General features: G+C 61.6%; 23 protein-coding genes and 1 pseudogene. 11 read left to right on the forward strand and 13 right to left on the reverse strand.

The genetic code is table 11. The annotated features are described in order from the left end of the window. Positions 1-2 precede the first annotated feature (2 nt). From NKJ40_RS04850 to NKJ40_RS04860, 3 genes are all read left to right on the forward strand, one after another. The gene (locus NKJ40_RS04850; protein ID WP_352465037.1) at positions 3-563 is read left to right on the forward strand and encodes a slr1658 superfamily regulator; all 561 of its coding nucleotides are present in this window, start codon (positions 3-5) and stop codon (positions 561-563) included. An 18-nt stretch (positions 564-581) separates the two neighbouring features. Further along, positions 582-920, forward strand: a complete 339-nt coding sequence (locus NKJ40_RS04855; protein WP_352465038.1) for a slr1659 superfamily regulator — start codon at positions 582-584, stop codon at positions 918-920. A gap of 163 nt (positions 921-1083) precedes the next feature. Next, the gene (locus tag NKJ40_RS04860) at positions 1084-1746 is read left to right on the forward strand and encodes an ATP-dependent DNA ligase (protein ID WP_352465040.1); all 663 of its coding nucleotides are present in this window, start codon (positions 1084-1086) and stop codon (positions 1744-1746) included. Between the two features lie 337 nt (positions 1747-2083). Here NKJ40_RS04860 and NKJ40_RS04865 read toward each other — a convergent pair whose 3' ends face one another. The 4 genes from NKJ40_RS04865 to NKJ40_RS04880 form a co-directional block, all read right to left on the reverse strand. Beyond that, positions 2084-3835: a TRAP transporter large permease gene (locus NKJ40_RS04865; protein ID WP_352465042.1), complete on the reverse strand. Its 1752-nt coding sequence runs from the start codon at positions 3833-3835 to the stop codon at positions 2084-2086. Beyond that, positions 3832-4500 (reverse strand): TRAP transporter small permease subunit, encoded by a 669-nt coding sequence (locus NKJ40_RS04870; protein ID WP_292663631.1) that lies wholly within the window; start codon positions 4498-4500, stop codon positions 3832-3834. The genes NKJ40_RS04865 and NKJ40_RS04870 overlap by 4 nt, the downstream gene beginning before the upstream one ends. Positions 4501-4607: 107 nt before the next feature. Then, complete coding sequence (locus NKJ40_RS04875; protein ID WP_352465044.1) at positions 4608-5750, reverse strand: TRAP transporter substrate-binding protein; 1143 nt, start codon at positions 5748-5750, stop codon at positions 4608-4610. Between the two features lie 935 nt (positions 5751-6685). Then, positions 6686-8452: an adenylate/guanylate cyclase domain-containing protein gene (locus NKJ40_RS04880; protein ID WP_352465045.1), complete on the reverse strand. Its 1767-nt coding sequence runs from the start codon at positions 8450-8452 to the stop codon at positions 6686-6688. A 371-nt stretch (positions 8453-8823) separates the two neighbouring features. Here NKJ40_RS04880 and NKJ40_RS04885 point away from each other — a divergent pair, with 371 nt between their 5' ends. Continuing rightward, on the forward strand, positions 8824-9483 hold the full coding sequence (locus tag NKJ40_RS04885) for a cupin domain-containing protein (RefSeq protein ID WP_352465047.1): 660 nt from the start codon (positions 8824-8826) through the stop codon (positions 9481-9483). A gap of 841 nt (positions 9484-10324) precedes the next feature. On the opposite strand, the gene NKJ40_RS04895 is transcribed toward NKJ40_RS04885, so the two are convergent. Both NKJ40_RS04895 and NKJ40_RS04900 read right to left on the reverse strand, forming a co-directional pair. Then, positions 10325-11461 carry a coiled-coil domain-containing protein gene (locus NKJ40_RS04895; RefSeq protein ID WP_352465050.1) on the reverse strand — a complete coding sequence of 379 codons (1137 nt, stop codon included), beginning with the start codon at positions 11459-11461 and terminating at the stop codon, positions 10325-10327. A gap of 806 nt (positions 11462-12267) precedes the next feature. After that, positions 12268-12405 (reverse strand): annotated as a pseudogene (locus NKJ40_RS04900) (hydrogen peroxide-inducible genes activator); the annotation flags it as partial. 263 nt (positions 12406-12668) lie between these two features. Here NKJ40_RS04900 and NKJ40_RS04905 point away from each other — a divergent pair. Next, complete coding sequence (locus tag NKJ40_RS04905) at positions 12669-12986, forward strand: hypothetical protein (protein WP_352465052.1); 318 nt, start codon at positions 12669-12671, stop codon at positions 12984-12986. Positions 12987-13046: 60 nt separating this feature from the next. Here NKJ40_RS04905 and NKJ40_RS04910 read toward each other — a convergent pair whose 3' ends face one another. Next, a complete protein-coding gene (locus NKJ40_RS04910) occupies positions 13047-13955 on the reverse strand; it encodes a hydrogen peroxide-inducible genes activator (RefSeq protein WP_352465053.1) in 909 nt (302 codons plus the stop codon). 148 nt (positions 13956-14103) lie between these two features. On the opposite strand from NKJ40_RS04910, the gene katG reads away from it, so the two are divergent. Further along, positions 14104-16305 carry a catalase/peroxidase HPI gene (katG, locus tag NKJ40_RS04915; protein WP_352465054.1) on the forward strand — a complete coding sequence of 734 codons (2202 nt, stop codon included), beginning with the start codon at positions 14104-14106 and terminating at the stop codon, positions 16303-16305. Between the two features lie 73 nt (positions 16306-16378). Here katG and NKJ40_RS04920 read toward each other — a convergent pair whose 3' ends face one another. Then, complete coding sequence (locus NKJ40_RS04920; protein ID WP_352465055.1) at positions 16379-17056, reverse strand: MIP/aquaporin family protein; 678 nt, start codon at positions 17054-17056, stop codon at positions 16379-16381. Between the two features lie 346 nt (positions 17057-17402). On the opposite strand from NKJ40_RS04920, the gene NKJ40_RS04925 reads away from it, so the two are divergent. The 4 genes from NKJ40_RS04925 to guaA all read left to right on the forward strand — a co-directional run bounded on the left by NKJ40_RS04925 (position 17403) and on the right by guaA (position 21735). Beyond that, the gene (locus tag NKJ40_RS04925) at positions 17403-18692 is read left to right on the forward strand and encodes an RsmB/NOP family class I SAM-dependent RNA methyltransferase (RefSeq protein WP_352465057.1); all 1290 of its coding nucleotides are present in this window, start codon (positions 17403-17405) and stop codon (positions 18690-18692) included. A 145-nt stretch (positions 18693-18837) separates the two neighbouring features. Beyond that, on the forward strand, positions 18838-19296 hold the full coding sequence (locus NKJ40_RS04930; RefSeq protein ID WP_352465058.1) for a PaaI family thioesterase: 459 nt from the start codon (positions 18838-18840) through the stop codon (positions 19294-19296). 152 nt (positions 19297-19448) lie between these two features. Further along, complete coding sequence (locus NKJ40_RS04935; RefSeq protein ID WP_352465059.1) at positions 19449-20117, forward strand: 5'-methylthioadenosine/S-adenosylhomocysteine nucleosidase; 669 nt, start codon at positions 19449-19451, stop codon at positions 20115-20117. Positions 20118-20172: 55 nt separating this feature from the next. Beyond that, complete coding sequence (gene guaA / locus NKJ40_RS04940) at positions 20173-21735, forward strand: glutamine-hydrolyzing GMP synthase (protein WP_352465060.1); 1563 nt, start codon at positions 20173-20175, stop codon at positions 21733-21735. Positions 21736-21842: 107 nt separating this feature from the next. Here the strand turns inward: guaA and NKJ40_RS04945 are convergent, their stop codons facing one another. Together NKJ40_RS04945 and NKJ40_RS04950 are read right to left on the reverse strand one after the other, a co-directional pair. Next, entirely contained in the window at positions 21843-22145 is a 303-nt protein-coding gene (locus NKJ40_RS04945; protein ID WP_352465061.1) for a putative quinol monooxygenase, read from the reverse strand. A 34-nt stretch (positions 22146-22179) separates the two neighbouring features. Then, entirely contained in the window at positions 22180-23199 is a 1020-nt protein-coding gene (locus NKJ40_RS04950; protein WP_352465062.1) for an NADP-dependent oxidoreductase, read from the reverse strand. Between the two features lie 88 nt (positions 23200-23287). On the opposite strand from NKJ40_RS04950, the gene NKJ40_RS04955 reads away from it, so the two are divergent. Then, positions 23288-24199 (forward strand): LysR family transcriptional regulator, encoded by a 912-nt coding sequence (locus NKJ40_RS04955; protein WP_352465100.1) that lies wholly within the window; start codon positions 23288-23290, stop codon positions 24197-24199. Positions 24200-24316: 117 nt separating this feature from the next. On the opposite strand, the gene NKJ40_RS04960 is transcribed toward NKJ40_RS04955, so the two are convergent. The 3 genes from NKJ40_RS04960 to NKJ40_RS04970 all read right to left on the reverse strand — a co-directional run bounded on the left by NKJ40_RS04960 (position 24317) and on the right by NKJ40_RS04970 (position 26398). Then, complete coding sequence (locus NKJ40_RS04960; protein ID WP_352465063.1) at positions 24317-25129, reverse strand: SDR family NAD(P)-dependent oxidoreductase; 813 nt, start codon at positions 25127-25129, stop codon at positions 24317-24319. 162 nt (positions 25130-25291) lie between these two features. After that, positions 25292-25795 (reverse strand): SRPBCC domain-containing protein, encoded by a 504-nt coding sequence (locus tag NKJ40_RS04965; protein ID WP_352465064.1) that lies wholly within the window; start codon positions 25793-25795, stop codon positions 25292-25294. 3 nt (positions 25796-25798) lie between these two features. Beyond that, positions 25799-26398 carry an NADPH-dependent F420 reductase gene (locus NKJ40_RS04970; protein ID WP_352465065.1) on the reverse strand — a complete coding sequence of 200 codons (600 nt, stop codon included), beginning with the start codon at positions 26396-26398 and terminating at the stop codon, positions 25799-25801. Positions 26399-26504 lie beyond the last annotated feature (106 nt).

Consider the following 26504-nt stretch of genomic DNA (forward strand, 5'->3'; position numbering starts at 1 on the left):
CCATGACAACGCTGTTCGGTACTCCTGACATTGCAATCGGGATGAAGGAGAGCGCCAGTCGCGTGCGGCTGTACGACGGACCTCTCGACTTGAGTTGGCGTCATTGTGCTACGACCGCGGACTTCATCGCCGATCTTTTCGCGTTGCGCTTCCGGTCGTCCCGCAATGACTACATAGAAGTGCGGCACAGTATCGGATATCTGGTCAACGAACTCATCGAAAATGCCGTCAAGTTTCGCGCACCAGGTGAGATCTTGATCGAGGCGTCGATGGATTCGGAGTGCTTCAAGCTCAAAGTGTCGAATGACGTCGATGGTGAAGATGCCTCTAAGTTCCAAAGTCTCCTGGCGGATCTCACGGTTGGCGACCCCAAGGACCTGCTGATACAGCGAATTGAAGAGAATGCCGCCAACCCCGACATGTCAGGCTCCGGACTTGGATTGCTGACCTTGATGAGCGACTACGGCGCACGCCTGGCTTGGATATTCAGCGCCGCCGACGAAAGCGATCGGCTTTGCGTGGAGACATATGCCTCTATTCCGATCTCGCAAATTCACAACTAGAAGAAACGAAGCCAGGCTATGGAAATCAAGACAGACGACTACCGTGTGTGGACTGAAGGAAGCGAAATTTTCTTCGACGGTGCAATGCGGCTTGCCAGTTCCGAGGCCGGTGCGCCTATCACGGCGTTGGCGACCAGTGTTCTTGCCTCTAATCCCGCTTCCATTACGCTCAATCTGAAGGACCTTCACTTTCTAAACTCTTCCGGCATCAACCTGCTGGCGAAATTTACCATCGAGGTGCGCAAGCATCCCGATGTTCGACTCGTCGTGCGTGGAACGCCAGACATACCCTGGCAATCGAAATCATTGCCGAATCTGAAGAAGCTGCATCCCGCTGTGGTGCTTTTGATGGACTGACGAAGGTCGTCCGAAATTAGCCAAAGGACGGCGTGCAAGAGCGAGATATGTACGCCCGGATAAGTATTCGGATGCGAAGCTAACGACAATTCGGCCACGTGCGCAGATGCTCGCAATGGCTTGGCGGGGGCTGGCACAGGCGGCAGGCGTCCGGGTTGGGGGGATGTCGGGCCGCCTGTGCCGATCAGCCGTCGCTGCGCAGTCGAAGGTGGCGTCATTGAGTAAGCGTGCCAAGGTCAACGGTGGCCGGCTGGAGTTCATTCCGCCACAGATCCCGACTTGGGTCGAGCAGCCGCCCGAAGATGGGGGATGGGTTCACGAGATCAATCTTGACGGCTACCGAACGCAGCTCATCATCGACAAAGACGGCGTGCGTCTTTACAACAAGAACGGCCGTGACTGGACCACGAAATACTGGCCCATCGCGCTGGCTGTCGAGCTGCCATGCCGGGCTGCCATTATCGACGGCGAGGTCATTGTGCCAGGCGACCAGGGCGCTCCCGATTACCCCGCGCTGGAAGCCACGATCTGGAACGAACCCAGCCGGCTGGTGTTCGTCGCGTTCGACATCCTCCATCTCGACGGTCGCAATCTAGCCTCCTTGCCCCTGCTGCAGCGCAAGCAGGTGCTGTGGCAACTGGTTGAGCACGGTCTCGGCAAGATCCAGTACAGCGAGCATTTCGAGCGCAGTCCGCTAGCGATCTTCCGGGCCATCGAGAAGACGGGGCTCGAGAGCATCATTTCGAAACGCGCCGACAGCCGCTACAGGAGCGGATCGTCGAACACATGGCTGAAGGCCAAACATTTCGAAGAAGCCGATTTCTGAGCGTCGACGACCCGCCTCCGGTGCACCCGCGGGCTCGGCGTCGGCACGCCAGCAATGTCCGCTTTTGGCAGGCTGCCAAGTTGGCCGGAATGACCGACATCGGCCCGAAAGCGGACTTGCGGCTTCGAGGCTCGGAAGGCCAGAAACGGACCTTCATGCCCTGCGTGAGTCGACGTGAACTGTGACCCGTCATTCGCTCGCGCCGATTGTAGCCCGAAAGTAGACCTTCCGATCACCTGTATCTCCGAGATCCTGCCTTGGCGTTCAAAGGACATCCCGTGGGTCAAAGCGGCCGAAAACGCGCTGTCGCGGAAGGCGTCCGAGAACCGAGTCTTTCTCAGCCGCCGTAAAGATAGTTCGGAAGCCAGAGCGCCATGCCGGGCCAGATATACATGAGGATCATGCAGAGGATGACGATCAGCATGTAAGGCATCATGCCTGCGAATATCTGGTTGAGGGTGACGTGCGGTGGGGAAACGCCCTTGAGATAGAACGCCGACATCGCTACCGGGGGTGACAAGAACGCCGCTTGCAAATTCACGAAGACAAGAACCCCCCAGAGGATCGGGTCGATGTTGAAGTGCTTCAACATCGGCAGGAAGATCGGCACGAAGATGATGATGATTTCGGTCCATTCGAGCGGCCAACCGAGAATGAATATGATCGCTTGAGACAGGATCATGAACTGCACGGGCGACAAGTCGAGCGACAGCACCCATTGCTCGAGAAGTGCCTGGCCGCCGAGGATCGCAAAAACGGCGGAGAACAGCGCCGAGCCGACAAAGAGCCAGCAAACCATGGCTGTGGTCTTCGCCGTCAGGAACACTGCTTCCTTGATGCGCTTCCAGTCGAGCGTTCGGGCCTGGAACGCCAGCAGAAAGGCACCAGCGGCGCCGACTGCCGCGGACTCGGTCGCCGTCGTGATTCCGAATAGGATGACGCCGAGCACGACGACGGTAAGTATGCCCAGCGGCATGACCGACGAGACCAGGAGCTTCAGGATCTCGAGCCGTTCGGCGGTCATGTTCCGATAGTAGCGGACGAGCACCACCGCGGCGAGTGCCGCGATGATGCCGAAGGTGACGTAGAAGCTGGTTGCCGGCCCTGCATTCACCGCGGGTGCGCCGAGTTCCTCCACCGCCGGAGCACCGAGCTGCTCCAATCCGGCTGGAGCTTCGACGTCGGCCGATGCTTGCGGATAGATGACGACATACCACCACACCAGCAAGAGGGTGAGTACTATCAAGGCGAAGGGCACCAGCGCAGCGCAGAAATTCTTGAACAGCTTCCAATATGTGAGGCGTCCGCTCTCCGTCTCGAGCGCCGTCGCCTTGGACGGCGAGAACAATGCGGAAAGAAGTCCAACAAGCATGTTGCGCGAGTAAACTGTCTGAAAGCTTCGCATCCACGCCGGCACCGGAACCCTTGTTTGATCCTCCGGCAAAGGCGGGGCGATCTTCGGATTGATTATCGCCCAGCCAAGAATGTAGACGAGATAAAGGAAAGCGAGGAAAAAACCGGGGAACATCGCCGCGGCATAGAGCTTCACGATGGACTGGCCTGCAACCGCCGCATAGACGATGATCATGACCGAGGGCGGGATCAGGATGCCCAGCGTGCCGCCCGCGGTGATCACGCCGGAAGCGAGCTTCACATCGTATCCGGCGCGCAGCATCGGATTGAAGGCAATCACCCCCATCAGGACCACAACGGCGCCGACGAGGCCACTGGCGATGCCCCAGAAGGTGCAGACGATAAGGGTAGCAATGGCCAGCGACGCCGGTACCCGTCGGAACGAAAGCTGGATGCTGTAGAACATCTTGTCGACCAGCGCCCCGCGTTCCATCACATATCCCATGAGCACGAAAAGCGGGATGGAGATCAGGACGTCATTGGTCATTGCCCCATAAGTGCGCTCGACCATCAGATCGAAGACGCGGTTGTCGATCCAGTGCTCCGCCGGGTTGTAGAACGCATAGAACCCGAAAAACATGCCAAGGCCCATCAGCGTGAAGGCTGTCGGGAAACCCATGACGATGACGACCACGATGAGCATGAGCATCGTGAGTCCGAGGGCTGGATCGCTCAACTCTGCAGGTCTCCACCCATTCCGCGCTGGCGTGCTTCCTCGTCTATCTTTTGTGCGCGCTCGATGGCGGTCTTGCGCGTCCCTTCATCCACATATTCGCTGAGCGCGAGCTGTCCCTCCACGACGTCGATCTCTGCAACGTCCTTGCGCCGGCTGGGCCATTGCCCAGTCCTGAGACAGACGATGCAGCGCACGATCTCGGCCACGCCCTGGAGCATCACCAGGGCGCCGGCCAGCGGAATGACCGATTTGAATTGGTAGATCGGCGGACCCTCCGCTGTCACGGTCGAATGCTCCCCGATCCGCCATGAAATCGCGGCATAGTCGTAGCCTGCATAGACGAGGGCCGCGATCCCCGGCAGGAAGAAAACCACGTACAGCAAAAGATCGAGCGCGGCTTGGATCCGGGGTCGCATCGAGCTGTAGAGAAAGTCGCCGCGCACATGGGCATTCTGCGCCAGCGCATAGGCTCCGGCGAGCATGAACAGCGAGCCGTACAACATGTTGCTGGCGTCGAATATCCACGCCGTGGGCATGTTCAGGATGTAGCGCTTGAAGACCTCGGCGCAGACCAGCGTCATCAGCCCGATGATCAGCCACGCCGCGGCCTTGCCGACCCACGCGCTGATTGCATCGACTGTATTCAGGAACTGCTGGACGTTCATGCGAGGCAGCCGGATGGCCAGAGTGTTGGCCAGAGTGAGTGTCGGTAAGAAGGCAAGGCACCGTTCGGTCATGGCCCCGATGGTGCCTTGCCGGCTCAAACTGTGCTTCAGATATTCTTTGCTGCCCCGCCACGTCCGAAGTAATGATCGAAGGCCAGGCGGCGGCTGACGACTACGTCCTGTTCCCATTGTGTTGTCCGCCGGGCAAAGGCGATCTGCGACTCAAGGACCTCCCTGAACAGCGGATTTTCAGCCGCCTTCTTCTTCACGACCTCGTCATAGACCTCCAGCTGTCGCTTGAGGATTGCTTCCGGTGTCTTGTAGAATTTGACCTTGTCCTGCGTCTGCATCTCCAAATAGTCTTTCGAATAACGGTCGATCGCCTTCCAGGCCATGTCCTGCGAGGCTGCCTCGACCGCATTGGTGATGATTGCCTTCATCTGATCGGGCAGGGCGTCGTATTTCGCCTTGTTGAACAGGACCTCGAACTGCTCCGCATTCTGGTGATAGCTCTGCAGCATGCAGACCTTGGACACGTCCGGAAAACCAAGCACCCGATCGGACGAGGCGTTGTTGAACTCGGCCGCGTCGAGCAGGCCGCGATCCAATGCCGCAACGATTTCACCGCCAGGTAGCGCGTTGACGGCCGCACCCAGGCCGGTGAAGACGTCAATCGAGATGCCAACGGTACGGAACTTGAGGCCTTGGATGTCTTCGACCTTGGAAACCGGTTTCTTGAACCAGCCGAGCGGCTGTGTCGGCATCGGTCCATAGGGGAAGGAAACCACATTGGCGCCTATGGAATCATAGAGCTTTGCAAGGAGCTCCTTCCCGCCACCGTATTTGTGCCAGGCCAGCAGCATGTTGGCGTCCATGGCAAAGCCCGGGCCGGATCCCCAGAGCGCTAGCGCCGTCTGCTTTCCGTAGTGGTAGACGAGCACGCCGTGGCCGCCATCAAGCGTTCCTTGCGACACCGCGTCAAGCAGGCCGAACGCAGGCACCACGGCGCCCGCCGGCAGCACCTCGATCTTGAGGTCGCCGCCCGTCATGTCGTTGATTTTCTTGGCGAAATCAAGCGCGAATTCGTGAAAGATATCCTTGGAAGGCCATGTGCTCTGCCAGCGCATGCTGACCGGCCCTTGCGCCTTGACGACGCTTGGCGCAGCAACGATCGCCGCAGCTGCCACGGCCGCCTCGCCAAGGAACTTGCGGCGCGACCTCATATTGGTCTGGATACTTGCTTTGGTCATCGGTTCCTCCCGAAGGTGTTGGCTTTTCAAGCCCACGTCCGACAATACTTCTCAACGACGGCCCAGCAAAAATTGCAGCGCGCGTCCCATCGCCTAAACTAGTGCGGTTCTTTCTTAAGGACAGGTGGGGGTATTTTCCCAAGCAATGGGCGAGTAGCAGTTACGCATCGCGCCATTGAATGACCGCTCTTGCGAAGGATACAAAGGTCCGCATTCGGGCGCATTGCCGCCCGGCAGCATGGGGGCCGAATTCGGAAGGTCGGCTTATGGCGTCCGAAAAAAGAGAGCGGACGTTCGGCGTGGCGCGACCAAGGTCTTAAGCTAACCCAATAACAGCCAAGGGGCGCGATAGACACCACGCCTGAGGGCCATACAATCCGCACGATTTCCTTGCTCGTCAGCACATTGCCAATGGCCAAGAACGCTGTCAGCCTAGCCTTGCCGCCATCTCGCGGCCGATGTGGTCGGCTACTCCAGGCTCATGGATCTCGACGAGAGCGGACCCTGTCGACTTTCAAGGCGCATCGCCACGAACTGGTGTACGCCAAGATCGCTGAGCATCAGGGCAGGATAGTCAAGCTGACCGGCGACGGCTTACTGGTCGAGTTCCCGAGCGTGCTAAATGCGGGGGCCTGCGCCGTCGAAATCCAGCACAAGATGCACGAGCGTAACGCAGAAGTGCCGTCCGACAGGCCCATTGAATTCCGCATCGGCATCAAGGCAGCCGATCCTGCTCTGCGGTCCAAGTGTTCTTACCCATCGTGCAGCGCGATCCCATGCGACCAGCCAAGGAAACTGGCAACAAGTTATGCGATCTCGAAACAGCGCGCCAGCATGTTTGCGCTATCTAGAAAGGGCCATTGGCTTGTCGACACTGCTGGAGCCGTAGTTAGCTTACGCCATTGCCTTTGGAAACGGCCCCCTTGCCGTGCCGCCTAGTCTGGCAAGCCCGCCAGACGCCAGCCATCGACAAAGGGCTGCGCAGCACTCATGCTCCTAAAGGGCAAGTTCGCTGTCAGTTCACCGATCGTCCAACCTGGATTGCCCGTAAGAAATAGGCGGGCTTCCTCCTGTGCCTCAGGCAAGCGGCCGGCAAGAGCAAGCGCGGCAATCAGGTTCACCCTTGAACCGGTCCCATATGTTTCCTCCAGGCTCAAGGTCGCAACAGCTTCTTCGTAGTGACCGGTGGAAATCTGCGCCATTCCCACGATCCAGAAGTACCAACCAGGTGGACGAGGATTTAATCGGAACGCCTCTTCACAAGCTGTCAGCGCCGCTTGCGGCTTGCCCAAGTAGATTTGAAGCTCCCCAATCCATGCTACCGCATCTGCATTGTTGGGATTTATCCGTATGGCAGCATCGAATTGGAATTTTGCTTCATCCCAATTGCGCTCAAAAAGCTGAACGCAGCCCAGGATCCTGCGAACGTTGGAATCGCCGGGATCGATTTGCATGGCTCGTTGCGCGTGCATCAGAGCATTTGCGCGATCGGGTATCTGTGGTTCTCCCCAATCAACCCAGCCAAATAACAGCACAAGGGCAAGATTGCTGTGCGCTTCACAATAGTTTGGTTCAAGCGAAACGGCGCGTTCCAAAGCTGAACGCGCGTCGCTGTTGTCTGATCTGGACATGGTCCATTTCTCCCGTGACCTAACACAAAGGTCATAGGCTTCTAGATTTGATGGCCTAGAACGGGCAGAAATATTCTTCGCACCAATCTTGCCGGAGATCGCTTCAACAACGCGGCGCGTGACCTCGTCCTGAACTTCAAAGATGTCGACAATTTCGCGGTCGAAGCGCTCGGCCCACACATGATTGCCGCCTTCGGCCGCGTTGATCAGCTGCACATTGACGCGCAAACGCTTGACGGACCGCCTCGCGCTGCCCTCGAGGAGATATTTGACGCCCAGATCGCGAGCGATCTGACGGACGTCGGTGGGCTTGCCTTTGTAGGCAAAGGTGGAGTTGCGGGCGATGACGAAGAAGCCGGGCACATTCGACAGATCGGTAATGATGTCCTCCGTCAGCCCGTCAGTGAAGAACTCCTGTTCGGCGTCGCCACTCATGTTGACAAAGGGCAGCACGGCAATCGAAGGCATGTCGGGCAGCGCGAGCTGCGGCGAAGGCTTGTCCGGCACGAGGGCCTCCGCCGATGCCGCGGGTCTGGCCTTCGCGGGAATGCCGACCTGTAGCGAATAAACCCGGACCGGCTCGGCGATGTTCTTGAGCTGAACCGCACCGCGATCGTTGATCGCGATATCGAGCCTTGATTTAACCTGCCAATAGGCTTGCTCGGAAAGACAGATATTGCCAGGTTCGCAGATTCCTTCTAGGCGCGCGGCGATATTGACGCCATCGCCCATCAGGTCGCCATCGCGTTCTTGCACGACGTCGCCCAAGTGAATGCCGATCCGGAACTCGATGCGGCGATCATCCGGCACCCCGGCATTGCGCTCAAGCATGGCGTTCTGCACTTCCAGCGCGCAGCGCACTGCTTCCACAACGCTGCTGAACTCGACAAGGCTCCCGTCGCCTGTGCGCTTGACGACGCGGCCACGATGAACGGCGATGGTGGGGTCGATGAGATCGCTGCGCAGCGCCCGCAGCCGTGCCAAGATGCGATCCTCATCCGCGCCGGCTAGCCGGCTGTAGCCGACCACATCCGAGACCAGGATCGCTGCTATTTTGCGGGTCTCACTCATGTGATGCTCCCTCCCTCCAGTCCGACACTACTGCCGACCAGGCACGCTGTCTCAACATAGAGCGGTTAGGCCAAAGGAAGATAGCTCCGAGCCATTGGTCGGATGGTCTGCTTAGGATCTACTCCCGTCGTTCGAGGCAAAATGTCGGGCGCATAGCTGCCTGTGGCCTGTCCATTGGCGATGTCCGCTTTTGTTGAATGGACGGGACCGCAGGAATGACTGCCATGCGGCGCAAAGCAGCCATTCAGGATTTGCCGGATCTTGTTGCGGAGCCGCCGTGGCGCAGATCGCAGATCTCTGCCGCCAACGGAACTGACCGCCGCGCAGCCGGTTAATCCGCATTCAGCTCCCACCAACTCAAGGCCCATTCCATGAGCATCCTGAAAACCACGAAGAAAGCCGTCGAGCAGGTCACCGGTATCGCCAGGCCAGACAGGCGCGAGGTCGCCGACCTCCTGAGGCCGCGCAAACCGAACGAATTTCGCTTCAAGGACGATGGCCTGGTGCCCAACCATCCGTTTTGGCCGCTTGTCGTCTATCGCGGCGCCGTGACGCTGCCCGAGGAATTCGATCCGGCGGCGGTCATGGAGGCGCTTTTCGACGCAAATGGCTGGGGCAATAGCTGGCGCAACGGCATCTACGACTACGTTCACTACCATTCGCAGATCCACGAGGTGCTGGGCGTTGCGCGCGGCACGGCCAAGGTTCGCTTTGGCGGCAACAAGGGACGTACGCTGTCGCTGAAGGCCGGCGACGTCGCGGTGCTTCCGGCAGGCACCGGGCACCAGCGTCTTTCCGTATCCGACGATTTTCTAGTCGTCGGCGCCTATTCTCAATCCGGCACCTATGACGAATGCACGACCGCCGCCGACCATGCCAAGGCGGTCGTAACGATCCCCAAGGTGGGCCGTCCGCGCAAGGACCCTGTTTATGGAGGCAAAGGCCCGTTGCTCGCCGCCTGGGAAAGGACTGAAGTCGTTCCTTTCGAAGGGGCTTGCGGGTTGGCTTCGGGGCTCAAACCGAACCTTTGACCAACACCTACGGCGCCACCGATGAAGAAGGCCGCCTTGTAGATAGATGGCGAAGCGGATCGTGCCGCTGTCGGCGTGCGCAGCGCTGGCGATCAGGCTTGGTGCTATATTATTGCAGTGACCCTGCCCGACGCATCGAGGCGACAACTGACTTGCGCCTGCCGGACTTCGATGCCACCTTTTCCTGCGTAGTCTATTCGCACCTCGATCGGCGCCGTGAGTGCACCCCGACCTTGATGCAAGGCGCCTGCGCTTACCGCGTGGACACGGACGGCGCCAAGCGGCGTCGCAGCGGCCATGATCGCCGTGCGGCAGGCTCGCACCACCGCAACCGGCGTACCGGGTTTCACTGTCAGTGGTCCCAGAGATCCAAAGGGATACCCCTTGGTGGAGTCACCCTCACCGGCTTTGGAAGGCCTGAGGACGGGTGGCAGGACGATGGATTGCCTGGCGGTCTTGGCAGAGGAAGGGGCTGTCGCTGCATTCGAACTGTCGGGTGCGGTAGCCGCTTCGTTTTCGGCGGACGGATCGTCGCCCACACTGGCACTTGTGGTTGTGTCACCAATGTTGCCGCTGGCACTAACGCCTGCGTCGACTGATCCGTCATCCGCACCGACCGAAGCTCCAACATTTGCTCCGCCTACGCCGTCGACGCTCGTGCCCGCCCCCACTGATAAGCCTTGCGAACCGGCGCTCACTCCAGCACCGACCCCGACACCGCCCGCCCTACCGCCCACCCCTGCTTCAAGAGCCGAGGCAGGCCCAATTGTGATCCCGATCGTCAACGCGGCTGCGACATACTTCTTCATTGTCGTCTCCCCTGCGGCATACATTTCGCTCCCTAGTCTTCACTGGCGCGGCTCGAGCTTTTTGATGGCCGTGTTGGAAGCAATGCTGCGGGAAGAGGTATGGTTGCCAGCAGAGCAGTTTGCGGCGACTTTTGGACCTTCACTTTCTGTTTTTTCGGCAAGCCCGGTTTACGGTGTGGTTGGGCGCCCGAATGCGATAACCTACTTGCAAGTGCACTCGCGGGGGTACGCGCTTTCGGCGCGCGCTCCACAGCCGCAGTGCGACGCTTACCCTTGACAATATCAATTGCCTCACGCGCGGCACTGAGGCTGCGGGCTAGACCGATAGCCCTTTCACGCTCTTGGTCCAGCGCGGCACTCAATTCTACCGAGTTCTGCTTTAAAGCATCGCGTTCCTGGCGAACAATATCGAGGTCACGTACAGCTGAATCTGCTCGTTCGCGTTCCCGTTCGAGTGTTTCTCGAGCCTGCTTTAGAGCGGCCTCGACCACCTGTCGGTCCCTTATGGCGTTCGCCTGCTCGACGGCTGCCAGATTTACGCCTTTCTTAAGAGCATCGATAGTTTGGCGAGCCGTGGTAAGTTCTTGTTCCAAGAGCTCAACCTTGTGCCGCTCGTCATCAAGCGTTCGCTTCGCAGCAAGCTGGGAGGCGTCCATAGAGGGGTGCGCTCCAAGCGCGGCAGCCTTCTCGCTGTTCCAGAGACTGGCTTCGGCCCTGTAGCTTTCGATAACACGCTGCGCCGTCTCCAGATCGAGCGCGAGCGCTTCGTCTGTTCGCTGCTGCTCATTCAGGGCTTGTGCTTGCTGAGCCACCGTGTCTGCCAGTACGTGTGCCTGGGCGCTTAGGTCACGTGCGCCGCGCTGCATAGCGTCTAGCTCCGCTCGTGCTGCGGCCAATTCGCGGCGTGAAGCCTCCTCATGCTCGCCGAGCGGCGTTTGCGCGCCCTCCTTGAGTGCCTGCGCTTCGCTGAGCGCCAGCTCCCTAGATATATGGGATCCGAGCGCGCTCGGTTGTGGCTTGCCCGGTTCTTTGCCGACCTCGGTGTGTTCGGAAACCACGACCGACGAGGTGTCGTTAGCTGTGGCAACCGCTGACGCTTCGGGCGCCAACTGACCATTTGCCGGAAATGCCAACAGCAGAACGAGGCATAACGGAATGAGGGACAGCATGGCGTTACACCCCCTGCCGCGTATCTCGTGAAGTAAAATCAAGGGCCGTCGTTTAATAAAGGTGAAGTCACAGCGGAGACATTTTGACCTGGTACTCTGCGCATGATTCATCACTGAACCTCACCGATCGCGGCCCTCACCGCTATTGTATTCTCCACTTACTGCACGCCGGGGCACCGTGGATGCCGCATCAAAAAGATCAATGCCAGTGAAGCACTCTCGGCAACGCCAAAGCACGGAATTGCGCGCAAAGGCTGTTTCCGATTTCCTTAGTTGTCATCATTCGAACAAACGGAACTTTCGGCTTTCGGGATGACCATCTTCACTACTCAACGGCGCAAAGCAGCCATTCAGGTCTGCGAAGGTCGACTTCGGGTCAACACCAAACTTCCGCTGGATGGTACGGCGTACCTCACCCAGCCAGTACCGCCGCCTCCAACCCGCGGATGATCTTCGCCGGGACGAATGCTGTCGCTGAAGGCCGGCGACGTCGCGGTGCTTCCGGCCGGCACGGGCACCAGCGTCTTTCCGCATCCGACGATTTTCTGGTCGTCGGCGCCTATCCTCAGTCCGGCACCTATGACGAATGCACGACCGCCGCCGACCATGCCAAGGCGGTCGTCACGATCCCCAGGGTCGGCCGGCCGCGGAAGGACCCTGTCTATGGAAGCAAAGGCCCGTTGCTCGCGGCCTGGAAAAGGGACTGAAGTCGTTTCACCCGGAAGGCCGGCACAGCGTTCTGAATGGCCTCGTTCGCGATGAGTTATGCCGCTCGGATCAATCTGACCTTTGACCGGCATCCCCGCTCAAGCCGCCAGCACCGCCGCATCCAGCCCGCGGATGATCTTGGCCAATTCGACGCATTCATCGTGCCGCACCTTTTTGCGCCACCATGCCAGGCAGATCGTGCGCTGCGGCATCGGCTCCTGGAACGGCACGATCCTCCTGTTGGTTTCGCATCTAAGCTTGACCTAGAGTGTAGCTTGAACCGAAAGGCGAGGTTCGGCGCTTCGAAGGCATCGGTCGCGAACTGCTTTGGTCGACTGGTCACAAGATCGAGCGGCTGTGTCAGAAGGCCGTTGGCGAGCGCCGCGGTCCACCGTTAATCGGCGACGCTTGGACCACTCGCAAACGTCCCCTATTGTCATACTGTAGGGTCTCTTCGAAGTTGAGCGTTGGGCCCTCGGCACCGAGAGGTCAAACAGACATGAAGCTCGTCCTCATCGCTCTCGCTGTCGCCCACAACTGGTATTCCGGCCACCATGATCCGGTTACCGGCTACGAATGCTGCGGCAACAAAGACTGCCGGGTCATCAGCCCGCGCTATGTCGAGCCGCTACCGGGCGGCAACTTCAACATCCGGACCGGGTCCAAGACAAAATACTTCATCTCCAGGAACCGGGTTTTGGAGAGCGAAGACAGCCAGTATCACATCTGCACTTCCGCCCCTCATATGACGATCCGCTGCTTCTTCGCGCCACACGCTGAGGCCAAAGCGATGGGCAGCGTGGCGGGGCACACTTGAGAGGTAGGCTTGCGGGTTGGCTTCGTGGCTAAAACCGGATCTTTGACCAATATCCTCGCCTCAAGCCGCCAGCACCGCTGCATCCAGCCCGCGAATGATCTTCGCCAGTTCGACGCATTCATCGTGGCGGACCTTGTTGCGCCGCCATGCCAGGCAGATCGTGCGCTGCGGCATCGGCTCCTGGAACGGCACGATTTTCAAATCGGGGATAGTGCTGGCCGGTCCTGCCGCCATCTCGGGGATGAGCGTCACGCCGAGCCCATGCGCCACCATCTGTAAGAGCGTCGTCAGGCTGGTTGCGCCGTAGCTTGCCATCGCCACCGGCCGCACGCTGCCGCAGACGGCGAGCGCCTGTTCGCGCAGGCAATGGCCTTCCTCCAGCAGCATCAGCCGCTCCAGCGCCGGGCTTTCCGGCGGCACCGGCGGCGAGGCGAAGGCGGGGTCGCCGGCCGGCACGGCCAGGAAGAACCGGTCGGAGAAAAGTTCTTCGGTGACCAGGCCCGGGTAATCGAGGGGCAGTGCCGCGACGAAGGCGTCGAGCTTTCCCGAGCTGGTGTCCTCGACCAAAGAGGCGGTTACCGCCTCGCGCAATTCGAGCTGCAATGCTGGAAAGTGCCGTTTCAGTTCCGGCAGCACATGCGGCAGCAGATAGGGCGCCACCGTCGGGATGATGCCGAGCCGGAAGCGGCCCTCCAGCGCCGGGCGGCCGCGTCGGGCCGTCGCCTCGACGTCGCGGACGTCGGCAAGAATGCGCTCGATGCGTGGCAGCAGGACCTGCGCCTCGTCGGTCATGCGCACCGCCTTGCCGCCGCGCTCGAACAACCGGCAATTGAGCCGCAGCTCCATCTCGGCGATCTGCGAAGAAAGCGCCGGCTGGCTGACGCCGGCGAGTTTTGCCGCGCGGCCGAAATGCAGCGTCTGCGCCAGCGCTTCGAAATAATGCATCTGCCGGACGGTCAAACCGATCATAAGGAAAACCTATCAGAATAAACAGCAAAGGCAATTTGTCTTTATCGGCTGGGCGGGCTAGTCTGGAACCGTTCCAGAATGGCGCGGCCGCTGGCCCTGCCCGGAAAATCAACAAAATCCCGGAAAATCAACAAAATCGGAGGCAAAGATGGACGCGAAAACCGACGACAACAGCGCCGGCAAATGCCCGGTCCCACATGGATCGGCTAGGAGGAGCAACCGTGACTGGTGGCCGAACCAGCTCGACCTTGCCGTCCTCCACCAGCAGTCCAGCCTCTCGGACCCGATGGACGAGGACTTCGACTACGCCAAGGAATTCAAGAGCCTCGATCTCGACGCGGTGATCAGGGATCTGCACCAGGTGATGACCGATTCGCAGGATTGGTGGCCGGCCGATTTCGGCCATTACGGCCCGCTCTTCATCCGCATGGCCTGGCACAGCGCCGGCACCTATCGCATCGGCGACGGCCGTGGCGGCGCCGGCGCCGGCCAGCAGCGTTTCGCGCCGCTCAACAGCTGGCCGGACAATGCCAACCTCGACAAGGCGCGCCGGCTGCTGTGGCCGATCAAGCAGAAATACGGCAGGAAAATCTCCTGGGCCGACCTGTTGATCCTCACCGGCAACGTCGCGCTGGAATCGATGGGCTTCAAGACCTTCGGCTTCGCCGGCGGCCGCGCCGATGTCTGGGAGCCCGAGCAGGACGTCGACTGGGGGTCGGAAACCAAGTGGCTCGCCGACGAGCGCTATTCCGGCGACCGCGAACTTCAGGGCCATTTCGGCGCCGTGCAGATGGGACTGATCTACGTCAACCCGGAAGGGCCGAACGGCACGCCCGATCCATTGGCCGCGGCGCGCGACATCCGCGAAACCTTCGCCCGCATGGCCATGAACGACGAGGAAACCGTGGCGCTCATCGCCGGCGGCCACACTTTCGGCAAGACCCATGGCGCCGGTGATGCATCGCTGGTCGGGGCGGAGCCGGAAGGCGCCGGCATCGAGGCGCAGGGCCTCGGCTGGTCGAGCAAACATGCCACCGGCATTGCCGGCGACGCCATCACCTCGGGCCTCGAGGTGACCTGGACCACGACGCCGACCAAATGGAGCAACAACTTCTTCGACAATCTGTTCAACTACGAATGGGAGCTGACCAAGAGCCCGGCCGGCGCCCATCAGTGGACGCCGAAGGGCGGCGCCGGTGCAGGCACCGTGCCGGACGCGCACGATGCCTCGAAGCGCCGCGCGCCGGCTATGCTGACCACCGACCTCGCGCTGCGCGTCGACCCGGCCTACGAGAAGATCTCGCGGCGTTTCCACCAGAATCCGGACCAGTTCGCCGATGCCTTCGCCCGCGCCTGGTTCAAGCTGACCCATCGCGACATGGGTCCCGCCGTCCGCTATCTCGGCCCGCTCGTGCCGAAGGAAGAGCTGATCTGGCAGGATCCGATCCCGGCAGTCGACCACGAGCTGGTCAGCGAACAGGACATCGCCTCGCTGAAGGCGAAGATCCTGGCCTCCGGCCTGTCCGTGTCCGAACTGGTCTCGACCGCCTGGGCCTCGGCCTCGACTTTCCGCGGCTCCGACAAGCGCGGCGGCGCCAACGGCGCCCGCATCCGCCTGGCGCCGCAGAAGGATTGGGAGGTCAACCAGCCGGCGCAGCTGGCCAAGGTGCTAGAAAAGCTTGAAGGCATCCAGAAGGAGTTCAATGCTTCGCAGTCCGGCGGCAAGAAGGTCTCGCTTGCCGACCTGATCGTTCTCGGCGGCGTCGCCGCGGTCGAGAAGGCGGCCAAAGACGGCGGCCATGACGTCAAGGTGCCGTTCACGCCGGGCCGCATGGACGCTTCGCAGGAGCAGACCGATGTCCAGTCCTTCGCCGCGCTCGAGCCGAAAGTCGATGGCTTCCGCAATTATGTCAGGGGCAGGCCGCCGATGTCGGTCGAGGCGATGCTGGTCGACCGGGCGCAGCTGCTGACCTTGACGGCGCCGGAGATGACGGTGCTCGTCGGCGGCTTGCGGGTGCTCGGCGCCAACACCGGCCAGTCGAAGCACGGCGTGTTCACCGACAGGCCGGGCACGTTGACCAACGATTTCTTCGTCAACCTGCTCTCCATGAACACGGTCTGGGATCCGGCCGCCGGCTCCGATGAAGTCTACGAAGCGCGCGACCGCAAGACCAGGACAGTCAAGTGGACCGGCACCCGGGCGGACCTGATCTTCGGCTCGCACGCGCAATTGCGTGCGCTTGCCGAGGTCTACGGCTCGGCCGACGCCGGGCAGAAGTTCGCCAGGGATTTCGTTGCGGCCTGGACCAAGGTGATGAACGCCGACCGTTTTGACCTTGCCCGCTCCTGAAACCGGCAAGTGATGCCAACAAAAAAGGCGCGGGCCGGACCCGCGCCTTTTTCGTATTGAAGCTTTCGAAAAGTCAGTATTTCTCGAAGATTTCGGCCTTGGCAACGACGCCGGCGATGGCGCCGCCGATCAGCGGCGCGACGATGAACAGCCAGAGCTGGCCGATCGCCGCAGTTCCCGAAAACAGCGCCGGTCCGATCGAACGGGCCGGGTTGAGCGACGTGCCGGTCACCGGAATGATGGCGAAGTGCAGGCCCGCCAGCGTCAGGCCGATGACCAGGCCGGCAAAGGTCGTCGCGTGCTTGGCGTTGGTGACGCCGAGGATCACCGTGACGAAGGTGAAGGTGCCGATCAGCTCCCACAGGAAGGCCGAGCTGACGCCCCATTTCGTCACGTCCCAGCCATTGGCGCCGAAGCCGCCGGTGTGGCCGCCGACCTGTCCGGAGACGATGATCCACAGTGCCAGCGACGCGATGATGGCGCCGATGATCTGCGCGATCCAGTAGGGAATGACATCCCTGGCCGGCATCCGCCCGGCAAGAAACACGCCGAGCGTCACCGCCGGATTGAGGTGCGCGCCCGAAATCGGGCCGATCGCATAGGCCGCCGCAATGAGGCCGATGCCGAACGCCAGACCGATACCTTCCTGGCCAAGCGGCAGCGCGCCGCCGAAGCCGCCCGTCACCACCGAAGCCGTGCCGATGAACACCAATAGAAACGTGCCTAGAACTTCCGCCAGATAAGTCTTCATTGCCCTCTCCTCGTATCGACCCGCGGCTCCGCCTTTTTCTGCGACGCGAATCACCGCGCAAAGAGTATTCGCAACCGCAAAAGTTGCAAAGCAGAGCAGTTGCACCAGTCGGCGTGCTTGTGCGTGTCAGACAAGCACATTAGAGACTTGTAATATATTGATCGAATTATTTGGTTCCGCATGCCGACGCCCGCTTGGTGGCGGCGGCTCGCGATGCACCAACCCACATCGTCACCCCCTTGCATGGATTGTCTCGCCGTCGGGGAAACAGAACTGTTTCAATCAGGACACGAAAAGCTCTAAGAGCAGGGCCGGATTTTATTTTGCTGAGTAATGGAAGACGACAATGAGACTGGGCGGGCGGCTGGCGGCAGCCATCGAAGTGCTTGACGACATTGGCCGGCGTCACCGGCCGGTGGCCGATGCGCTGAAGGACTGGGGCCTGTCGCACCGCTTCGCTGGTGGCGGCGACCGCGCCGCGATCGGCAACATCGTCTATGACGCGCTGCGTCGCAAGCGCTCGGCTGGCTGGCTGTTGGGCGAGGACACGCCGCGCGCCATCGGCTTCGGCGCGCTGCTGCTCGAATGGGGCCAGACGGCGCAGTCGCTGAACGAGGCGCTCGAGGGCGACAAGTTCGCGCCGCCGCTGCTGAACGCCGACGAACTAACAGCGCTTGCGGCTCGCCGCCTTGCCGATGCGCCGCCGGCTGTCAGGGCAGACATCCCCGACTGGTGCATGCCGCTGTTCGAACGGGCGTTCGGCACGGCCTGGGTGGAAGAGGGTGCCGCGCTTGGCACTCGCCCGCCGCTCGACCTCAGGGTCAACACGCTGAAGGCCGATCGTGGCAAGGTGCTGGCCGAATTGGCGGAGACCGGCGCCAAGCCCGCCCGGATCGCGCCACACGGCATCCGCATCCCGCCGATCGAAGGCGACGGCAGGCACCCGAACGTGCAGGCCGAGCCGGCCTTCCAGAAAGGCTGGTTCGAGGTTCAGGACGAGGGTTCCCAGATTGCGGCCGAACTGGCCGGCGCCGAACCTGGCATGCAGGTGCTCGACTTTTGCGCCGGCGCCGGCGGCAAGACGCTGGCGCTGTCCGCGGCGATGGACAATCGCGGCCAGGTCTTCGCCCACGATGCCGAGAAGGCAAGGCTGGCGCCGATCTTCGACCGCATCCGCCGCTCGGAAAACCGCAATGTGCAGATCGTCACCAAGCCGGCGGAGCTCGCGCCGCTCGGCAAGCATATGGACATCGTCCTGATCGATGCGCCCTGCACCGGCAGCGGCACGTGGCGGCGCCGGCCGGATGCCAAATGGCGGCTGACGCAGAGGCAGCTCGACGCCCGCAAGGGCGAGCAGGAGACGATCCTCGATGCCGCCAGGGACTTCGTCAAACCCGGCGGCCTGCTGGTCTATATCACCTGTTCGGTGTTCGACGAGGAGAATGGCGATCAGGTTTCGGCCTTCCGGGATCGCCGCGCCGGTTTTGTCCCGGTCGATCACCGCCAGCTTTGGGACAACCGTTTTGCGGGCCACGAAGCGGCAGTGCGTATTGGCGCTGCGGGCGGCATCTCGCTGTCGCCGTTGCTGAGCGGCACCGACGGCTTTTACTTCTGCGCGCTGCGGCGTGCCGGCTGAACGGTTGCCGGATGTCGCCGATCTCGCTTCTTATCAGCAGGTTTAGCCAATTGCTGCAGTGCAGCATTTGCGATTGCCTGCCGCCCACCCCTCTGCGATAAATGCCTTTGCAATAAGATTTGTCGAGAAACGAAGGTCGACGGCCATGGCAGCAAAGATCGTTCCTGCTCCCGATTATGAGGACCGCGTCAGGACGTCCTTTGCGCGCCAGAACGCGATGATGACCATTGGCGCCGAGCTGACGCTGGTGACGCCCGGCATTATCGAGATCGAAATGCCCTATTCTGCGGCACTGACCCAGCAGCACGGCTTTCTTCATGCCGGCGTCATTTCGACGGCTCTCGACTCGGCCTGCGGCTATGCGGCATTCTCGCTGATGCCGGAAAATTCCGGCGTGCTGACCATCGAGTTCAAGGTCAATCTGCTGGCGCCCGGCCGGGGCGAGCGTTTTCTGTTCCGCGGCTCGGTGACCAAGCCCGGCCGCACCATTATCGTCGCCGACGGCCAGGCCTATGCGTTCGCCATCGACGGCGAGGCCAAGCTGATCGCCACAATGACCGGAACGATGATGACGGTGCTCGGCCGCGACGGTATCGAGGGGTGAGGAGCGTCCGCGCAGCGGACGAAAAGCCCCTAAATGGGCTTCTCGAGCGACGAACGCCCGGAGCCATAGCGAAGGGCCGGGGGCCGGTGAGGGCACGTCGCCCTTCTTACCTTCCGGCTCCAGTGGTAGGGCCAGAAAAGGAGTAGATCGTCGTGACCGGTAAAGTGTCTCGCCTGTCCGGCAGATCCGTTCTTTTCGTCATGGCGGCCGAGGCCGAATACGGTCCACACCTGCAACGGCTGTTCACGCCGCTGCTGACCGGCGTCGGGCCGGTCGAGGCCGGTGTCGGGCTCGGCGCGGAACTGTCCCGGCGGGCGGCCGAAAACGCGCTGCCGGATCTCGTCGTGTCGCTCGGGTCGGCGGGCAGCCGGACGCTGGAGCAGACGGAGATCTACCAGGCCGTTTCAGTCGCCTACCGCGATATGGACGCTTCGCCCCTGGGGTTCGAGAAAGGCGCCACGCCGTTTCTCGACCTGCCTGTCAGCGTGCCGCTGCCGTTCAGCATACCAGGCATCAGGCCGGCGACGCTGTCGACCGGGGCGGCAATAGTCACCGGCGCCGCCTACGACGCAATCGCGGCTGATATGGTCGATATGGAAACCTTCGCCTGCCTGCGCGCCTGCCAGCTGTTCGACGTGCCGCTTATCGGCCTGCGCGGCATTTCCGACGGCGCGGCCGATCTGAGACACGTTGGCGACTGGACCGAATATCTGCACGTCATCGACGAGAAGCTGGCCGCGGCGGTGCAACTGCTGGAACAGGCGATCGCCTCCGGCGCGATCGAGTTTGATCTGTCGCGTGAAGATGCGGAATCGGAGTGAGAGAGAGGCCTCGCAGCCCATTGCGCCGACTCGTTTCTTTCTCTAAACGCTCGCCATGAAAACAGCCAATCATCCCGACACCGTCCTGATTGTCGATTTCGGCAGCCAGTTCACCCAGCTGATCGCCCGCCGCATCCGCGAGGCCGGCGTCTTTTCCGAGATCGTGCCCTTCCAGTCGGCCGAGGCGGCGTTCAAGCGCATCAACCCGAAGGCGGTGATCCTGTCCGGCGGCCCGGCCTCGACCAGCGACATCGGCAGCCCGCGCGCGCCGCAGATCGTCTTCGATGCCGGCGTGCCGGTGCTCGGCATCTGCTACGGCCAGATGGCGATGTGCGTGCAGATGGGCGGCGTCGCCGAAAGCTCCGACCATCGCGAATTCGGCCGCGCCTTCGTCGAGATCGCCAAGGACAGCGCGCTGTTCGAGGGCCTTTGGGCGCCCGGCCAGCGCCACCAGGTATGGATGAGCCATGGCGACCGCGTCATCACCCTGCCGAAGGGGTTCGAGGTGCTCGGAAAATCGGAGGGCTCGCCCTTCGCCATCTTCGGCGATGTCGAGCGCAAGATGTACGGCCTCATGTTCCACCCCGAAGTGGTGCATACGCCGGACGGCGCCAGGCTGCTCCAAAACTTCGTCCACAACATCGCCGGCATCGAAGGCGACTGGACGATGCGCGCCTATCGCGAGCACGCGGTCGAGACGATCCGCAAACAGGTCGGCAAGGGCAAGGTGATCTGCGCACTGTCGGGCGGCGTCGATTCCTCGGTCGCGGCCCTGCTGATCCACGAGGCGGTCGGCGACCAGCTCACCTGCATCCTCGTCGACCACGGGCTGATGCGCAAGGACGAGGCGGCCGGCGTGGTTGAGATGTTTCGCCAGCACTACAATCTGCCGCTGATCCTGGTCGATGCTTCGGACCGGTTTATCTCGGCATTGGAGGGCGAGGCCGACCCCGAGAGGAAGCGCAAGACCATCGGCCGGCTGTTCATCGAAGTGTTCGAAGAGGAGGCCGAGAAGCTCGGCGGCGCCGATTTCCTGGCGCAAGGCACCCTCTATCCCGACGTCATCGAAAGCGTCTCTTTCACCGGCGGACCGTCGGTGACCATCAAGTCGCACCACAATGTCGGCGGCTTGCCCGAACGCATGAACATGCAGCTGGTCGAGCCGCTGCGCGAATTGTTCAAGGACGAGGTGAGGGCGCTCGGCAAGGAGCTCGGCCTGCCCGACAGCTTCATCGGTCGGCATCCATTCCCCGGTCCCGGTCTCGCCATCCGCTGCCCGGGCGGCATTACCCGCGAAAAGCTGGAGATCCTGCGCGAGGCCGACGCCATCTATCTCGACGAGATCCGCAAGGCCGGGCTCTACGATGCCATCTGGCAGGCCTTCGCCGTGCTGCTGCCGGTGCAGACCGTCGGCGTGATGGGCGACGGCCGCACCTACGAATTCGTCTGCGCGCTGCGTGCCGTCACCTCGGTCGATGGCATGACCGCGGATTTCTACCACTACGACATGGCATTCCTGGGAGCAGCCGCCACCCGCATCATCAACGAGGTGCGGGGCATCAACCGCGTCGTCTACGACGTGACGAGCAAACCGCCAGGCACTATCGAGTGGGAGTGAAGGGAAGCGGCGGCAGTAGGTGTCTCCGCAGCGATTTTCGCTGCCGCAGTTGCCGTTCCAGTCCGGATCTCACTCCCGGCGGGTGTATAGAACATAAGATAACGCCGCTATTCATCGAAGAGCGTCCGTTCGTTCGCCGCGTTGTATTTGCGGAGGTCGCCTCTCATCCGGTCCCGCCACCGCTCCACGAATGTCAGAGTTTCGGGCGCATGAAGATGAGCAGTGAGGGATGCTTGATCTCTCCACCGCTCTGCGACGAGCAGACGGCCGGCGGCACGACCATCCACGGCAACAGCGTAGAACAGGCCCCCGTCACGCTGCTTGGCACTGTGCGCAAGCGCCTCGATATCGGTGACGAACTCGGCCACCGCGGATGGTTCGACGTGGACATATCCGGTCACGATAAGCATCGTTTTTTCCCCTGAGACTTCCCCATCCTTTCGATTATGCAACGGTCAGGACGATCTTGCCCTGGATGTTCCCGCGAGCGGCGCGCTCGTGTGCTCTTGCCGCCTCGGCGAGGGGGAACGTGCTGTCGATGACGATGCGGACGGTGCCATCGTCCAGCAGGCGAGAGGCTTGCGCTAGTTGTGCGCCATTCGAACGGACCTGCGTGGTCGAAACCGTGATACCACGCGTTTCGGCTTCGTCGTGGCCGGTAAAGCCAAGCGGGTACACCGGTAGCAGGGCACCACCCCGCTTCAAGGTGCGGAGGAAGCGGCCGGTGTCCGGACCGCCGACGGCATCAAGGACGAGATCAACATCGCGCACGACCTCGTCGGCCGACGTTCTGGTGTAATCGATGAATTGATCGATGCCGAGGTCGCCCATCAGACCCCGATTCTTGCCCGATGCCACGGCAATGACACGCGCACCCTTCCATTTTGCGAGTTGCACGGCCAAATGCCCGACGCCACCTCCGGCGCCGTTGACGAGAACCGTCTTGCCCTCAAGGGGCACCGGCACATGCGTGAACGATTGGAACGGGTTGGGTTCGTCGTGACCCAACTCGATCAGGAACTGCCAGGCGGTGAGCAGCGACATGGGCGCGCCGGCCGCATGGACATGATTGATGTTGGCTGGTTTCCGCGCCAGCTGCGAAGCTGGCACGCTGACATACTCGGCATAGGCTTTGCTGCCTTCCATGACATGCTCTGGGAAACGCACCATGGCATAGACTTCGTCGCCGACGCCAACGCCCCGCACGTCACTGGCGACAGCCTCGACAACGCCCGACATGTCCGATCCGAGGATCAGCGGAAAGGCGGGATAAGGTTGCCACTCCGGAGGGAGCGACCGGTAGCCACCCCGCAGATACCAGTCCGGCGGATTGAGGCCGACCGCGTGGACCCGGACCAGAACCTCACCCGGCGTCGCAGCGGGGCGGGGCGCATTCTCGTAGCGCAACAAGTCTGGACCGCCGAACTCGTGCAGACGGACTGCTTTCATCACATCGCTCATCATCACTCCGTTAGGTGTGTCCAAGGTTGAACGTGATGTAGTCAAATCGTACAAGATTGATAATTATGCTCGAATTCGCTTTAGTAATTCCATGAAGGAACAAATAGCACTTGAAAGGCTAACGGGGCTGATCGCCTTTGCCCGTGTCGGGTCGATGGGCAGCTTCACCGCGGCCGCCCGATCCTTGTCGATTTCGCCCTCAGCTATCAGCAAAAGCATCCAGCGGCTGGAGCAGAACCTGGGCATATCCCTCATTACCCGCACGACCCGCTCGCTGACCCTCACACCAGAAGGGCGCGACCTGCATGAGCGCGCGCTTAGGCTGCTGCGCGAAGCAGAGGAGATCGAGCAGCTGGCGATGATGGCGCGCTCGGAACCGTCAGGCACTCTGCGGATCGCCACCTCACTGCCGATCGGCATCCATATGATCGCACCCACACTGCCGAGTTTTCGCCGGCTGCACCCCAAGGTCGCAGTCGACCTTCGCTTGAGCGACCAGTTCGTCGATATCATTGAAGAGCGAATCGACATTGCGGTGCGGATCGGCGATCTCGCTGACTCGCGGCTGTTGTCGCGCCAGTTCGCACCGCATTGGCTCTGCTGCTTCGCGTCGCCAGCCTATCTGGCCGCACGGGGCACTCCTTCGCATCCGGACGAACTGGAAGGACACGACACTGTGACCCTGCGCTATCAAAGCAGCGGCCAAGTGTTGCGCTGGCCTTTCCGTGTCGGCGATCGCGAAATCGAAATCATGCCTCCATCCGGCATTGTCGTGGACGCGAGCGAAGCGCTGATCGCAACGCTGGTTGCAGGCGGCGGCATCGGCATCAGCGCAAACTTCATAGCGGCGCCCCATGTCGCGCGCAGCGAATTGGTGCCGGTGCTTTCCAACCATGCGGTCGAGCGACACAATATCACAGCGGTCTGGCCGGAAAGCCGGCGCGCCAATCCCGCTGTGCGCGCCTTCCTCGACCTGTTGCAGGGTGTGTCGAGAAACAGGTGAAGGTCACGGCCAGCATTCGGCCTGAAGACACCGGGCAGGAGAAACTCAAGGGACGCTCAGCCGCTGGTGTCGACCGTCCGCTGGTCGGCGCCATTGGCGCCATAACCGTCTCGGCAGCTACGCGACGAAGCGGACCACGCCGCCATCCACCCGCAAAGCCGCACCGGTTGTCGCCGAAGCCTGCTCCGAGCATGCGTAGATGATCATGTTGGCCACCTCATCGGTGGTCGCGAAGCGTTGGATGAGGGTGGTCGGACGCATCGCCTTCAAGAAGCCCCGTTCGGCCTCCTGCTGCGTGATTCCGTTTGCGTCAGCCTGCTTCGCCATGAAGTCGCCCAGGATCTCAGAGCGGGTAGGTCCCGGCAGGACGGCGTTGATTGTGACACCCGTGCCCGCGACCGCCTCGGCGAGCCCGCGCGAGACCGCGAGTTGGGCGGTCTTGGTCATGCCGTAGTCGAGCATTTCCTTGGGGATGTTGACTGCGGACTCGCTACTTACAAACACGACGCGGCCCCAACCTTTCGCCACCATCCGCGGCAGGTAATGACGGGTCACGCGCACGCCACTCATTACGTTCAACTGGAAGAGGCCAAGCCAGTCCTCGTCGGGGATCTTCGCGATGTCCTCGACGCCACTGTAGCTCCGGATGTGAGCCGTACCAACATTGTTCACAAGGATATCGGCGTCCGGCGCCTGCGCGATCAAGGCCTCGGCACCCTCCGCTGTCGCAAGATCGGCGGCGATGCCCGAGATGTCGCTTCCGGGAAAGGCCTGCCGCATCTGCCGCACCGCCTCGTCGACCCGGGTATTCCCACGGCCGTTGACGACGACCGATGCACCGGCATGGGCCAACCCCTCCGCCGTCGCGCGGCCGATACCGGCGGTGGATCCGGTGACAATCGCCTTGCGGCCCCTAAGTTCAATATTCATATCATTTATCTCCAATGGTAGGTGGGTGATCATCCGCCGATCCAGGCTGGAAGCGCCCGTCGTCTGTTGAGTACCGACAATATTCGGACGAAGGCAGGCCCAGTACTGTTCGGTCGAAAGCGTTGCGGCCCAAGCAACGGGCCAGGCCTCAAGACAAGCGCATCACGTTGCCTTGCTTACCACTTCCGCCTCCGCAGCGCGGGCGAGGCTTTCGACCCATTCCTGGTGATAGCGGTAGAGTGCACCGGGATGCTTGCGCCCGAGTTCCTCAAGGAACCAAGGGCCCTGCTGCGTTTCTTCGGTCAGCACATGGCAGCCATCGACCGTAGGAGTGATGACCCAGCCGTGGTACGCGCTCGAGCCGGTCTCGTCGCCATCGACGGTCGTCGCCCACGCGAGCCTGCGGAGGGGTTCACACTCCGTCACGACCAGACTCATCGGAAAGCCAACCGTCACCCGGCTGTATCTGGTTTCAAGCGCCAGTTCCGGCTTGCCGGTCAGGATCTTGACCTGATCTTCGGCGGGAAAGTAGCTCGACCAATTCTCGGCATCGACGAGCAGCTTCCAGACCACTTCAGGCGGCGCCTTCACGTCAATGTCGTTGAGTGCGTAGATGGCCGACGTTTTCGGATCATATCGCTCGGGCCAAATCACATGGTCATACATCGGTCACTGCTCCTTCTTGAACAAATCCTGGAAGATGAGCTGGCCCCAAGTGCGGCCGCGTGCGTGCACCAGCGCGCCACCCTCGTTGAGCTTTCCCAGCTTGACGGGTGCGAACCCGAGTTGTTTGGCCAAGGCCGCCACGGGAACGGTCGCGTCCTCGTCGTCGCTGGACAGAAAGACGACCCGGTGGCCGCCCTCGACGATCGGATCGGCAGCCAGGGTGGCCGCAATCAGGTGATTGAACCCTTTCACGAGCTTGGCGCCGGTGAACGCCTTCGCGACGAACGCGGAGGACGGGAGACCGTCCAGCTCTTCAGGGACTGGAAACGCGTTCATCGCGTCGATGACCGTCTTGCCTTTCCAGCTCGGCAGGACCTTCGCAACCTCGCGATGCTCCCCGAACGGGACCGCCAAGATGATTGTGTCGGCCTCGAGTGCATCCCGCAGCGACTTGGCGACGACCGTGGGTCCAATCGCCCGAGCCTGCGGCGCCAACGCCTCGGGCGGCCGGCGGCTCGCGACGGTCACGTCGATGTTTTTACGGGCGAAGGCGTGGGCGAGGGCCTGGCCTATCTTACCGAATCCTACAATAGCGTAGCTCATAATACTTCTCCGATCCGTCTTGGTCTTGATTCCCCGGCCTTCAACGGCGCTGGGTTATCCGTTCTGCTGTGTGGCGACCTTTGCGTGGTCGTTCCACCATGGACGC

Origin of the sequence: Mesorhizobium sp. M0119, from assembly GCF_040322615.1 — a bacterium.
Taxonomy (GTDB): Bacteria; Pseudomonadota; Alphaproteobacteria; order Rhizobiales; family Rhizobiaceae; genus Mesorhizobium.